This is a genomic window from Citrobacter sp. wls717 (assembly GCF_005280955.1).
Classification (GTDB): Bacteria; Pseudomonadota; Gammaproteobacteria; order Enterobacterales; family Enterobacteriaceae; genus Citrobacter; species Citrobacter werkmanii.
This window is the reverse complement of sequence record NZ_SZWW01000038.1, coordinates 168697-182049: the sequence shown is the minus strand read 5'-3', so window position 1 is coordinate 182049 and position 13353 is coordinate 168697. Positions and strand designations below refer to the sequence as shown.

Genomic DNA, 13353 nt, shown 5'->3' with positions numbered 1-13353 from the left:
TGATGGATAACTGGCCAGCGCTATTTGACGGACAAAACCGCTATATCCTGATGATCAATGACAGCCCGGTAAAGCCGGATGTTCTGCGTTTTCGCGGCAGGGAAGCTCTGAGCGAGCCGTTTTCGTGGGAGATTGCATTCACCACACCGCAGGAGAACATTCCCCCGGAACAGGTACTGATGAAATATGCGACGTTGCTGATGCGTGGCGGTAAAAATGTCCATGGAATAGTGACCCACCTGGAATGGCTCTCCACCTCAGAAGACCAGTCTCACTACAGTCTCACACTCAGTTCCCGCCTGGCGTTGCTGTCGGAAACCCGGCAGTGTCGCCTGTTTCGGTTCCAGTCGGTACCGGAGGTGGTAGAACAGGTGCTTCGCGAACATGGGCTGGAAGGGGCCGATTTTGAGTTTCAGCTGGAACGAGGCTACCCGGATAGGCGTCTGATAACTCAATGGCGGGAAAGCGATTTGCAGTTCATCCAGCGTATTCTTTCTGAGGTAGGGATATACTGGCGCACGGAGATGGATAACGCCCGTGCATTGGATACGTACGTTTTTGCTGACAGCCAGCTTGGCTACCGGTTTGGTGTGCGCCTGCCCTATAGCGAACCGTCCGGTTTGAATGACAGCGCCGAAGAGTCGGTATGGGATTTTCGTACTACGCATAAAGTGGTCACCGGTAAGGTCAAGACACGTGACTACAACTACAGCAAGGCTTCCACGCCGATGGATGCGGCGGTCAGCGTGCGCAGTGATGCTGTCACCACCGGGGAGCATTACCGCTACGCAGCGCCTTACCGTGACGCGGGTGATGACACCAGCCCGGAGCCGGAGACCGAATCCGGCGCCTTTTATGCCCGCATCCACCACGAGCGGGAGCTCAACAAATCAGCCCGCATCCACCTGTACAGCAACGCTGCCCAACTCACCCCTGGGCAGGTACTCGAGCCGCAGGGGAATGTGATAGCCGACCTGAAAGAAGGTATGATCCTCACCCTGGTGACCTTCGAGGGGGCTCGTGATTCCCGTCTGCACGTGTCTGTCTGGGGAATGCCTTACACTGAGCGTTACTGTTTCCGCCCGGCGGAAATCCCGCGTCCGGAAATTCACGGCACACTTCCGGCCCGGATTGAAAGCCGGGAAAAAAATGACATTTACGCCCATATGGATGATCAGGGGCGCTATCGGGTGAAGCTGGACTTCGACCGTGAAAATACGGAGCCAGGTTACGGCTATTTGTGGCTGCGAATGGCGAAGCCGACTGCCGGTGAAACGCTGGGCTGGCATACGCCGCTCACTGACGGGACAGAAGTGGCGATAGCGTACAGCAACGGTGATATTGACCTGCCGTACATAGCATATGCGCTGCACGACTCCGAACATCCCGACCTCGTGAACCGGGACAATCACACCCGGAACATCCTCCGGACACCGGCCAACTCAAAATTACGCATGGAAGACAAGCGCGGAGAGGAGCACATCAAGCTCGCCACGGAGTATGGCAGGACGCAGCTCAACAGCGGGCACCTGGTGGACAGCCAGCGGCAACTTCGCGGCACAGGAGCTGAGCTGCGTACCGATGAGTGGGGAACGATACGCGCCGGGAAGGGGCTGTTTGTCAGTGCGGATGCACAGGCAAAGGCGCAGGGTGACGCGCTGGACAGGGACGCCGCGCTGAAGGAAATCGGTCAGCTTAATCAGCATTTGCAACAGCTGGGAATGGCGGCAGAGCAGGCGCAGTCCCTGAAGGCGGATATCGACAACCAGATACAGATGTTTGAGCAACGACTGAAACCGCTCAATGAAGCCGTGCTTTTCTCGGCGCCTGAAGGAGTGACTCTGACCAGCGGGGAGCATCTGCAAATGACAGCCGCGAAGAATGTTGCTGTCAACGCAGGAGGTGATATCAGTGTCGGAGCGATGGGCAATATGACAGCGCTTGCCAAGGATAAGCTGGGGGTGTTTACCCGGAGCGGACAACTGAGCCTGAAATCCGGCGAGGGGCCAGTAGAAGTACAGGCGCAAAACGCCAGCATGAGCTTGTTTGCAGAGAAGAAGCTGACTCTGGGTTCGGCAAGTGATATTTCCATTACCGGGAAGAAGCGAATTACATTAATTGGCGGCGGTAGCTACCTGCGGCTTGATGCTGGAAAGGTTGAATACGGTACGACTGCAACCTATCAGCGTAAGGTAAAAAAAACGATGGCGGCTGGCAGCGCGACTCTGGAGCAACATCCAGTAGCGTTGCCAGCAGCAGTATCGGACGAAAAAATCAGCAGCGACATGTTATTACGCAAACCAGGAGAAACCGATACTCAGTGGGCTGAACGTCTGGTGAAACTAAGCGTAGCTGCCCGACTTATTGAGCAGAAAACCGGGATTCCTCGCTCCCGTATCGCTAAATGGCCCATCTACCGAAAAATTATAGAAGAACAAAATCAGGCCAAAGCAGAGAAAACCCAGGGGAGACAACAAGCCGCTCAACTTATGTGTGATAAAGATATCGTTACCCATAAAGATCTTGTCGTGATATCAAGGAAAACCGGTATTCCAACGGGCACTTTGCGGCGTATGGACGAATATCGCGCCCGGAGGCCTGAGAAACAAAAAGAAACCAGGATACAGGATAAAGAAAAAGCGAAGAAACTCTTGCTTGAAAAGCGGTCAGTGAGAGCTATTGCAAAAGAGACTCAGGTTGCCGAAAGAACATTGCATAACTGGAAGCATGATCTTAAGAATTTAAAAACAAATGATGTTGCTGCCTCAGTCTCTGAAAGAGAAAATGTACTGATGAAGAAAATTGCGACAATAAAACAGGTGGTCGGCAAGGAGTGTAATGCTGTTCAATCTGTTCAGATAAAAATGAAAGCCTTATTGAGTTCTGCTATTGACGAACTGGATCCCTTTGTTCGGGACTGCACAACAACAGCAATTGGGGTGGATAACAACAATCAATATTACCTTTCATCAAGTAGCTATCCTGTTTGTCAGAAATTAAAAATCTGGGCACGTAGTCATCGTATCACTGTGGTGGAAGATGCCGGGCATGCCGAGGCCGTTTTGGTTAATAAGGTCAGCAAAATAAAACACATTGAACCCTCCCGGGATGTTTGTCTTGAATGCGAGCATAAGATGCTGAAGCATCATGTCACCACCAGTCGGCCTTTTTCACATAAACTTAGCAAAGGCCAACGTACCGGAAAGTCTTATACCGAGGAAGAACGCCAGTTCGCTAAAACCATGAAGGCAGAATCTTCGATAAAAGCAAATAATGTAGCCAAAGCAAGACGCCTTTTAGTCGAAGGTGATTTATCTCTCACCGATATTGGGAGGCAGACCGGAGTTAATAAAAGTACTATGGTTTCATGGCCAGAACATAAAATCTGGGTGGAGAAACAGAAAAAACGTAAAGCAGGTGATCCAAGGAAAGCTAAGGCATTAGCAATGTCCCTGGAGGGGATTAGCCAGAATGAAATTGCAAACAAACTCAAAACTTCAAAAACCAAGATAAGTCAGTGGATAAAAGAGTCTAAACAAAAGAATACTGACTACGCCATGCCTACGACCTCAGGTAAACGAGCAACTTTGCGGCAGGGGCTCAGTCACACCACGCGTGCGCACATGCAGTCTTCATTGCGAAGTGAAATTCGCGTAGCATCGGAGGGCCTTAATCAGCAAGGATTACTTCGCTGGCTTCAGGAACCCGGTATGAGTCAACATTCTTACCATGACATACTGGATGTGCTGGAAGAGGAAGAAATCGATTTTAATATTAACGATTTTATCAGTGCATGGAACGCGACAGGGCGCCCGTTACCAGAATAGAAAGAGGCAATGTCTCTCAGTGCTATTATTGTAAGCCGACACGGTAACTTACTCTTAACGAATCATCACATAGTCAGGAAGTTGAAATGTATAGCAATCACTATTTTGGTAAGTATGCTGAAGATATCGAGAAACTCGATTTTCACCGAAAGTTAATGCTGGGTGTTTTAGTTTTGCGTGATCTAAGTAATTGTGTCGCGCACTTTGATGGTATTTATGATGAGAAGCTTCTCCCGTTTTATGAAAATATGATTAATGCGTTGAAATTAGCTTCGGCTTCTGGATTGCCTGCTTCATCCTTATGCCATTTACGGGATGCCTGTATAAGGAGAGTTCCTGATACGGACACTTTCCCTGCTAAAGAAGGAACATTTGCTCAATATGCAATGATTAGCGCCTGTTACCTGCTGGCATTTGCGTTGGAATATAATGTCGGAGATTTTTATCGTTCACTGGACTTTTATATTGAGAATCTCTGTGCTCAGAACCAGTGTGCGGAAGAACCATTAAATGATGCGATGCTAAATGAATATATTACAGCAATATGGGCCTCTTTAATCGCAAGTCTTGAACAGGAGGCGCACATTACTTCTGCGGCTGATGGGATGAAATGAATTTATAATATCCATAACAGAAAGACGAAGTCTGCATGCGCAGAAATTCACCTTCTCTTTATGAACTGCTTACCAGCAGTTTTCGTGGGGAGTTACCGAGCTATATCGTCAGCAAAAAAGAACAGTTGATCCTGTCGGTAACGGAAGCGTCAGAGCCTGGAACCTTGAGGTTTTATGATAATGAATAATCCTGACCCATCTGAAAGGGTGTAGTCCGTCTCGTCGGGAGCTGCATTTTTAATCTGAATATTAGTTAAGGCCATAGATATCTCTCCCGACGTTCTGACCGTGTGAGAGTAACGAAAAGAGATACTTTTGTTCGTGGCTGCGAAAGCTATCGGCTGGAAATGGTTGGATACTGATTTCGGCTCTAAGCCTTGCGTGGTACAGGGTTCGTAGGATTATTTAGCAGGGGACATAAGCGCTCAGATTGTCCCCTGCAGGAATCGAACCTGCAACTAGCCCTTAGGAGGGGCTCGTTATATCCATTTAACTAAGGGGACGAAGCGGCACGAGTATAGCGTTTTTTACCCTCAACGGTAAGTCTCAAGCCGCCTGACTGCTCAAACAGTCACCATTCAAGCCTGTTTTTTCTGGTTTTTTTGTTTCGATTCTTCGCGTTTTGCTTGCTGCCTGGCTTCTTCCTTGCGTTTGTTGCTCATATCATTGCGGATCTGCGCGTGGCTCATCAGCGCAAAGATAAACGTACCGCCGCAGATATTTCCGGCGAGTGTCGGTAACGCAAAGGGCCAGAAGAAATCACTCCAGTGCAGCGTACCATTAAAGACCAGATAGAGAATTTCCACCGAGCCGACGACGATATGCGTGGTATCGCCCAGCGCAATCAACCAGGTCATCAGAATAATGACCACAATCTTCGCCGCACCGGCCGCAGGGAACATCCAGACCATTGTAGCAATCAGCCAGCCAGAAATAATCGCGTTAGAAAACATCTCTGTTGGGCTGTTTTTCATCACGTCCATACCGATTTTGACAAAGGCGTCGCGGGTCTCTTCATCAAAAATCGGCATATATTCAAAGGCCCACGCCGCAATGCCGGTACCGATAATATTACCCAGTAAAACTACACCCCACAGGCGCATTAGCAGACCAAAATTGCCGAGGGTGGGGTTTTGCATAACCGGTAGTACGGCAGTGACGGTATTTTCGGTAAAAAGCTGTTGGCGGGCCATGATGACGATGATAAACCCGAAGGTATAACCAAGGTTCTCGAGTAGAAATCCACCTGGCACGCTTTCTAACTGCACGTGAAAAATCCCTTTTGCCAGTAACGAAGCGCCCATCGACAGCCCGGCAGCGATGGCCGACCACAGCAGCGCCATCGCATCGCGTTCCATCTCTTTCTCCCCATCCTGGCGGATATGTTCATGAATCGCCATGGCGCGCGATGGGAGTCTGTCCTCATCGACCTCTATCTTTTTACCTTCTAACTTTTCATCACTTTCGACCTGGATTTCGTCGCTGTGCCGATCAATTTTTTCATTCTCAATATCATTCATAGCCGAATCCTGCATAAGCACGTATTGCTAAAGCGTAGCGGTTTTTATCCGAAAATCAGCGGGAGAAAGTCTGAGATAGCAAAAATGGTAACGTTTGTTTTTATCGGGTTAGCTAAAATAGAACCGCCGCGTAGTGTGCATAACCAGGCTATGATCAAATCAGTAAGACCGGGTATATAGACATCGTTTGACGTGCTGTTACAATCGCTCACATCTTAACAGGCGGATACGTCATCGTTCCGTCATGGATGGCAATCAGCGATAGCCATATTACACAGGGAGACACTTATGAAGCTTCGCCTGTCGGCGCTTGCGCTGGGAACCACACTTTTGGTGGGGTGTGCGAGCTCCGGTACTGAACAGCAGGGGCGTTCGGATCCATTTGAAGGGTTCAACCGCACAATGTACAACTTTAACTTTAATGTGTTAGATCCCTATGTTGTTCGACCGGTAGCAGTAGCCTGGCGTGATTATGTCCCGCAGCCGGCGCGTAATGGTTTGAGCAACTTTACGGGCAACCTTGAAGAGCCGGCCGTCATGGTCAACTATTTCCTGCAAGGCGATCCTTATCAGGGGATGGTGCATTTTACCCGTTTCTTCCTGAACACCTTGTTGGGTATGGGCGGCTTTATCGATGTGGCGGGTATGGCGAATCCGAAGCTACAGCGCGTTGAACCACACCGCTTTGGCAGTACGTTAGGCCACTATGACGTGGGTTACGGACCGTATATGCAGCTTCCGTTCTACGGTAGCTTCACGCTGCGCGATGATGGTGGCGATATGGTGGATACGCTGTATCCGGTACTGTCCTGGCTGACCTGGCCGTTGTCGATAGGTAAATGGACAGTCGAAGGGATTGAAACTCGCGCACAGCTGCTTGATTCCGACGGTCTGCTGCGTCAGTCTTCCGATCCTTACATCATGGTACGTGAAGCCTACTTCCAGCGTCATGACTTCATCGCGAACGGCGGGAAACTTAAACCAGAAGAAAACCCGAACGCGAAAGCCATTCAGGATGATTTAAAAGATATTGATTCCGAGTAAGGAATTGAGGCAAATAAAAAGGTGAGCTAAAAAAAGCTCACCTTTTTTAATGTCTGCAGAAAATCAGAATGCGTAGTTGAAGTTGGTACCGAACAGCCAGGCTTTACCTTCAGAATCGAAAGTATACGGGCCTTCTTTGACGGTCACTTTCTGACCGTGCATATAAGAAACACCAACATCAATAGATGCGTCATCATTGAATGCGTAAGTCGTACCCGCGCTCAGCCACAGGCGGTCCTGGTCTGGAATGGAGATGGAACGCTTGCTTGCAGGAACCGGGCTGTCGTCATAGGCGATACCGGTACGGAAGGTCCAGCTTTTATCCATATAGTAGGTTGTGCCCAGCGCGATGCGGTAAGAATCCTTAAAGCCTTCTTCTTTATAGAACAGTGTCTGGCCGTTGGTGCCGGTTGCTTTCAGCTCCTGGAACTGGCTCCAACTGGTATAAGCCATGCTGTAGTGAATAGCCCATTGCGGAGCGATGCGGTTATAGCCCGACAGTTCCCACATTTCCGGCAGGTTCAGCGTCAAAGAACCCGGGACGGTGGCATTGGTTGTGCCCCATGGGAACGCGGTGCCTGCGCCGGGTAACGCATTGGCCTGGGAACGAATACCGCTTTTGTAATCACCATCGAAGTCGATTTTAACTTCAGAGCGGTAGGTCAATCCGTAACGGTTATTTTTATCCAGCTCGTACAAAATACCGGCGTTCCAGCCGTAGCCCCATTCGTCACCCTTCAGGCTGGCGATCTTCTGGCTTACTTTCGGCAGTGCGGCGGTCTGCTCACCGGAATAACGCTCAATTTTAGCATCGGCGTAAACGGCATTAAAACCAACACCAAAGCTCCAGCTGTCATTCAGACGGTAGGCACCGCTCAGGTTAAGGTTGACCGTTTTAAGATCAGTCTTCCCGCCGTACTCACCGACGATATAGCTGTCATTAAACTCGGTTGCCAGACCATAGTTTGAGGTGACAGAAGCGCCCCAACCAAACTGCTCGTTGATAGGCATCACGAAGTGAGCGTTGGGAACCCACGCTGTAGGGGCGATGTTATCTGCGTCGGTGCTACGTCCGGTGAATGGCGATTTACCGGAAATATTAACGTCTGGATCGATATACACCGCGCCCGCAGAAAAAGTGGGGCGATCGAACATCATAATCAGTGCCGGGTTACGACTGGCGTTACCTGCATCATCTGCAATAGCGCCTTCACCCGAATATGCCCGGCCAAGGCCAGAGGAAGAAAATTCGTTTAACTGAAAGCCTGCAGACCAGGCCTGTGTGGAGATAATTGCCACTGCGACTGCGAGAGCAGACTTTGTAAACAGGGTTTTCTGGCTCATGACCATAACCTCATAGATTTATTTTTATACAAACAATGTTACATACCGTAACAGGAGCGCGAAGTGTAGGGTCTGAGGTACGACATAGAAATCAGACCAGTGCCGAGAGTATAGGTCTGACCAGCTGAAATGTTGCAAGTATGTTTATAAATATTTTCAATTCTGATCTCGGAAACGCGATCCAGCTGGCAAAATTGCAGGTATGCGCACTCACCTGTTTGGGTGATTTTTGTTTTAGATCATTTTTAAGTGTGATTTCGGTCACTTATCGCATTTCATACAATTAACGACTGGAGAGGCGAAAGAGGGGAGCGTAAAATATCCCTATCGTTTATCTGGCACCTCAGGTGCGAATACAGAGGAAATCTACAATGAGTAAATGCAGTGCTGATGAAACCCCGGTTTGCTGCTGTATGGATGTTGGCACCATCATGGACAACTCCGATTGCACCGCGTCATACAGCCGTGTGTTCGCGAATCGCGCAGAGGCAGAAGAAACGCTGGCCGCTCTGACTGAAAAGGCGCGTGGCGTGGAATCTGAGCCTTGTCAAATCACCTCTACCTTTACCGAAGAATCAGATGGTGTGCGTCTGGATATTGACTTTGTTTTTGCTTGTGAAGCTGAAACGCTGATTTTCCAGTTGGGCCTGCGTTAATCCCTTCTCTTTATACCCTTGCTGCCTGGTAGCAAGGGTATTTTCGTAACAGTCAGTGATTATTCACTGTGTCTTAGCTCCCACTTTCTTTTCTCTCCGCTTGGCTAAATGTAAAAAATTGGTTAAGACTGTGATCAGGTCAGACCACTTATTTTTATTTTTTACAGGGGAGTGTTATGAGTCAGGCTTTACCGCTGGTTACCCGCCAGGGCGATCGCATCGCCATTGTAAGCGGATTGCGTACGCCATTTGCCCGTCAGGCAACCGCATTTCATGGCATTCCCGCCGTAGATTTGGGGAAAATGGTTGTTGGTGAACTGCTGGCGCGTAGCGAAATACCCGCTGATGTGATCGAGCAACTGGTCTTTGGCCAGGTGGTACAAATGCCTGAAGCCCCCAATATTGCTCGTGAAATCGTACTGGGAACCGGTATGAATGTGCACACGGATGCCTACAGCGTAAGCCGAGCCTGCGCTACCAGTTTCCAGGCAGTAGCGAATGTCGCGGAAAGCCTGATGGCGGGGACAATTCGCGCCGGAATTGCCGGCGGGGCGGACTCGTCGTCTGTCCTGCCGATTGGCGTCAGCAAAAAGCTGGCGCGCGTGCTGGTGGATGTCAATAAAGCCCGCACAACAGGGCAACGCCTGAAACTGTTTTCCCGGCTGCGTTTACGTGACCTGATGCCTGTACCCCCCGCTGTCGCTGAATATTCCACCGGCTTGCGCATGGGGGATACGGCCGAGCAAATGGCGAAAACCTATGGCATTACGCGCGAGCAGCAGGATGCCCTGGCGCATCGTTCTCACCAACGTGCCGCTCAGGCATGGGCTGAAGGAAAGCTCGCCGATGAGGTGATGACCACCTACGCGCCACCGTTTAAAGATCCTCTTTCCGAAGATAACAATATTCGCGGCAACTCTACGCTGGCCGATTACGCCAAACTGCGTCCGGCGTTTGACCGAAAGCACGGCACCGTCACTGCGGCGAACAGTACCCCGCTGACGGACGGCGCAGCCGCCGTGATATTGATGACGGAGTCGCGTGCGAAAGAGCTGGGACTGGTGCCGCTGGGGTATTTACGCAGCTATGCTTTCACCGCAATTGATGTCTGGCAGGACATGCTGCTGGGACCGGCGTGGTCAACACCGCTTGCGCTGGAGCGAGCTGGACTGACGATGACGGATTTAACCTTGATCGATATGCATGAAGCCTTTGCCGCACAAACGCTGGCGAATCTTCAGTTGCTGGGCAGCGAACGTTTTGCCCGCGAAGTGTTGGGTAGGGCACATGCCACTGGCGAGGTTGATGACAGTAAATTTAACGTGCTGGGTGGGTCTATTGCCTATGGACATCCTTTCGCTGCTACCGGTGCGCGAATGATCACGCAAACCCTCAATGAATTACGCCGGCGTGGCGGCGGCTTTGGTTTAGTCACCGCCTGTGCGGCAGGTGGTTTGGGGGCGGCAATGGTTCTGGAGGCGGAATAATGGAAATGACATCGGCTTTTACGCTAAACGTGCGTCTGGATAACATTGCTGTTGTCACTATTGATGTGCCCGGAGAGAAAATGAATACCCTGAAAGCGGAGTTTGCTTCTCAGGTTCGGGCCATCCTGAAACAAATTCGCGACAACAAAGCGCTGCGCGGTGTGGTGTTCATTTCAGCGAAACCCGATAATTTTATCGCCGGAGCAGATATCAACATGATTGGTAGCTGCCGCAGCGCGCAGGAAGCCGAAACGCTGGCCCGCCAGGGGCAGCAGATTATGGCGGAAATCCATGCGTTGCCGATCCCGGTTATCGCCGCGATTCATGGCGCATGTCTGGGTGGTGGCCTGGAGATGGCGCTGGCCTGCCATAACCGTATTTGTACCGATGATGCTAAAACCGTACTGGGTTTGCCGGAAGTCCAGCTTGGTCTGTTGCCCGGCTCCGGCGGCACGCAACGCTTGCCACGCCTTATTGGCGTCAGTACTGCGCTGGATATGATCCTCACAGGGAAACAATTGCGCGCAAAACAGGCGCTTAAAGTGGGGCTGGTGGATGAAGTCGTGCCGCAGTCCATATTGCTGGAAGCTGCCGTTGAACTGGCTAAAAAAGACAATTCCTCACATCGGAGTCTGCCCGTACGTGAGCGGGTATTAGCGGGGCCGCTGGGGCGAGCGCTGCTATTCCGTATGGCCAGTAAAAAGACGGCGCAAAAAACGCAGGGAAATTATCCCGCGACGGAACGTATCCTTGAGGTCATTGAAACCGGCCTTGCCCAGGGAAGCAGTAGCGGTTATGACGCAGAAGCCCGCGCATTTGGGGAATTGGCGATGACATCCCAGTCTCAGGCGCTGCGACACATCTTTTTTGCCAATACCGACGTGAAAAAGGATCCTGGTAGTGATGCAAAGCCCGGTCCGCTAAACAGTGTCGGCATTCTGGGTGGCGGTCTGATGGGCGGAGGTATCGCCTATGTGACGGCCTGTAAAGGTGGCTTGCCAGTACGTATCAAGGATATTACTGCTAAGGGAATCAACCACGCGCTGAAGTACAGTTGGGATCAGCTTGAAATGAAAGTTCGTCGCCGTCATATCAAAGCCAGCGAGCGCGATAAACAGCTGGCGTTAATTTCTGGATCTACCGATTATCGCGGTTTTGCGCATCGCGATCTGGTTATTGAAGCCGTGTTCGAAGATCTGGCGTTAAAACAACAGATGGTGGCAGAAGTTGAACAAAATTGCGCACCTCACACTATTTTTGCTTCCAACACCTCATCTTTACCAATTAGTGATATTGCGGCTAAGGCTGCCAGACCTGAACAAGTGATTGGTTTGCACTTTTTTAGCCCGGTGGAAAAAATGCCGCTGGTTGAGGTCATTCCGCATGCAACGACCTCTGAGCAAACTATTGCAACAACCGTCAAGTTGGCGAAAAAACAGGGTAAAACACCGATAGTCGTCAGGGATAAGGCCGGATTTTACGTTAACCGCATTTTAGCGCCTTACATCAATGAAGCTATACGCCTGTTAACCGAAGGCGAGCGGGTTGAAGCCATTGACGCCGCGCTGGTTAAGTTTGGTTTTCCGGTTGGGCCAATCCAACTTTTGGATGAGGTTGGAATTGATACGGGCACTAAAATTATACCTGTGCTTGAAGCGGCGTATGGAGAACGTTTTAGCGCGCCTGCAAATGTTGTTGCTTCAATTTTGAATGACGATCGCAAAGGTAGAAAAAATGGTCGTGGTTTCTATCTTTATGGGGCGAAAGGGCGTAAAAGCAAAAAACAGGTCGACCCTGCAATTTATACGCTTATTGGCGCTCAGGGCCAGGCTCGACTCACCGCCACGCAAATTGCTGAGCGGTGTGTCATGTTAATGCTCAATGAAGCAGCTCGCTGTTTCGACGAGAAGGTCGTCCGCAGCGCGCGCGATGGCGATATCGGTGCTGTATTTGGTATTGGTTTTCCGCCATTCCTCGGCGGTCCGTTCCGGTATATGGATTCCCTCGGCGCGGGTGAAGTAGTTGCGGTTCTGCAACGGCTATCAACACAATATGGCTCGCGGTTTACGCCGTGTGAGCAGTTATTGCTGATGGCGGAACGCGGTGAAAGATTCTGGAATAGTAGGGAAACTGACCTGAATTCATGAGGTCAAAGGTAGGATGAATCCGCACTGAATGTATGGCTCATGCTCAAAATGTAAACAGAGATTGACTATACTTACGCCGTTGAGGTAAAAAACAGCGTTTCATTCGGTGAATGGATAAGGCACAATGCCGGCCACCATATCGTTACCACGGTCAATAGGGGCCGTGATTAACTGGTGTTGGTGATTCTGGTTAACAAAAGCGGTGCAATATGCAAGTTTTTATCATGCGTCACGGCGACGCGGCCCTCGATGCCGCCAGTGATTCGGTTCGTCCTTTAACCTCTTGTGGTTGTGACGAATCTCGCCTGATGGCGAACTGGCTGAAAGGTCAAAAAGTGGATATCGAACGTGTTCTGGTGAGCCCGTTCCTGCGAGCCGAACAAACGCTGGATGTGGTGGGGGAATGCATGAACCTGCCAAGCGGCGTGGATGTTTTGCCGGAGCTGACTCCCTGCGGCGATGTTGGTCTGGTCAGCGCCTATTTACAGGCTCTGGCCAATGAAGGTATCACCACGGCGCTGGTGATTTCTCACTTACCTTTAGTGGGGTATCTGGTGTCTGAGCTTTGCCCAGGCGAAACTCCGCCGATGTTTACCACGTCAGCGATTGCCAGCGTTACGCTTGATGAAAGCGGAAAAGGGGTTTTCAACTGGCAGATGAGCCCGTGTAATCTCAAAATGGCGAAAGCGATATAATTAGGCCGGATAAGGCACA

Annotated in this window: 8 protein-coding genes, 1 tRNA gene and 1 pseudogene; 7 read left to right on the top strand and 3 right to left on the bottom strand. The window is 50.5% G+C overall.

Translation table 11 applies throughout. The features are described 5' to 3' along the window. Nucleotides 1-2: 2 nt before the first annotated feature. Together vgrG and FDX09_RS19130 are read left to right on the top strand one after the other, a co-directional pair. Nucleotides 3-2219, top strand: a pseudogene (vgrG, locus tag FDX09_RS19135) (type VI secretion system tip protein VgrG); the annotation flags it as partial. A 1694-nt stretch (nucleotides 2220-3913) separates the two neighbouring features. Next, nucleotides 3914-4441, top strand: coding sequence for a hypothetical protein (locus FDX09_RS19130; protein ID WP_137347704.1), 528 nt, complete (start codon nucleotides 3914-3916; stop codon nucleotides 4439-4441). 431 nt (nucleotides 4442-4872) lie between these two features. On the opposite strand, the gene FDX09_RS19120 is transcribed toward FDX09_RS19130, so the two are convergent. Beyond that, nucleotides 4873-4944, bottom strand: a tRNA-Arg gene (locus FDX09_RS19120). A 75-nt stretch (nucleotides 4945-5019) separates the two neighbouring features. Beyond that, a complete protein-coding gene (locus FDX09_RS19115) occupies nucleotides 5020-5952 on the bottom strand; it encodes a formate/nitrite transporter family protein (RefSeq protein WP_137347730.1) in 933 nt (310 codons plus the stop codon). Between the two features lie 297 nt (nucleotides 5953-6249). On the opposite strand from FDX09_RS19115, the gene mlaA reads away from it, so the two are divergent. Further along, nucleotides 6250-7005 (top strand): phospholipid-binding lipoprotein MlaA, encoded by a 756-nt coding sequence (gene mlaA / locus FDX09_RS19110; protein ID WP_038642393.1) that lies wholly within the window; start codon nucleotides 6250-6252, stop codon nucleotides 7003-7005. Nucleotides 7006-7068: 63 nt separating this feature from the next. On the opposite strand, the gene fadL is transcribed toward mlaA, so the two are convergent. Then, on the bottom strand, nucleotides 7069-8349 hold the full coding sequence (gene fadL, locus FDX09_RS19105; protein WP_038642391.1) for a long-chain fatty acid transporter FadL: 1281 nt from the start codon (nucleotides 8347-8349) through the stop codon (nucleotides 7069-7071). A 371-nt stretch (nucleotides 8350-8720) separates the two neighbouring features. On the opposite strand from fadL, the gene FDX09_RS19100 reads away from it, so the two are divergent. The 4 genes from FDX09_RS19100 to sixA all read left to right on the top strand — a co-directional run bounded on the left by FDX09_RS19100 (nucleotide 8721) and on the right by sixA (nucleotide 13334). Then, entirely contained in the window at nucleotides 8721-9005 is a 285-nt protein-coding gene (locus tag FDX09_RS19100) for a YfcZ/YiiS family protein (protein ID WP_038642389.1), read from the top strand. 176 nt (nucleotides 9006-9181) lie between these two features. Next, complete coding sequence (fadI, locus tag FDX09_RS19095) at nucleotides 9182-10492, top strand: acetyl-CoA C-acyltransferase FadI (RefSeq protein WP_069323371.1); 1311 nt, start codon at nucleotides 9182-9184, stop codon at nucleotides 10490-10492. Continuing rightward, nucleotides 10492-12639: a fatty acid oxidation complex subunit alpha FadJ gene (fadJ, locus tag FDX09_RS19090; RefSeq protein ID WP_137347702.1), complete on the top strand. Its 2148-nt coding sequence runs from the start codon at nucleotides 10492-10494 to the stop codon at nucleotides 12637-12639. The genes fadI and fadJ overlap by 1 nt, the downstream gene beginning before the upstream one ends. Nucleotides 12640-12848: 209 nt before the next feature. Then, nucleotides 12849-13334, top strand: a complete 486-nt coding sequence (sixA, locus tag FDX09_RS19085; protein WP_038642383.1) for a phosphohistidine phosphatase SixA — start codon at nucleotides 12849-12851, stop codon at nucleotides 13332-13334. Nucleotides 13335-13353 lie beyond the last annotated feature (19 nt).

Bases quoted from the DNA above. Each gene is read 5' to 3' on its own strand.
- mlaA (WP_038642393.1), top strand. From the start codon at position 6,250: ATGAAGCTTCGCCTGTCGGCGCTTGCGCTGGGAACCACACTTTTGGTG.
- sixA (WP_038642383.1), top strand. From the start codon at position 12,849: ATGCAAGTTTTTATCATGCGTCACGGCGACGCGGCCCTCGATGCCGCC.
- fadJ (WP_137347702.1), top strand. From the start codon at position 10,492: ATGGAAATGACATCGGCTTTTACGCTAAACGTGCGTCTGGATAACATT.
- FDX09_RS19100 (WP_038642389.1), top strand. From the start codon at position 8,721: ATGAGTAAATGCAGTGCTGATGAAACCCCGGTTTGCTGCTGTATGGAT.
- fadI (WP_069323371.1), top strand. From the start codon at position 9,182: ATGAGTCAGGCTTTACCGCTGGTTACCCGCCAGGGCGATCGCATCGCC.
- fadL (WP_038642391.1), bottom strand. From the start codon at position 8,349: ATGAGCCAGAAAACCCTGTTTACAAAGTCTGCTCTCGCAGTCGCAGTG.
- FDX09_RS19130 (WP_137347704.1), top strand. From the start codon at position 3,914: ATGTATAGCAATCACTATTTTGGTAAGTATGCTGAAGATATCGAGAAA.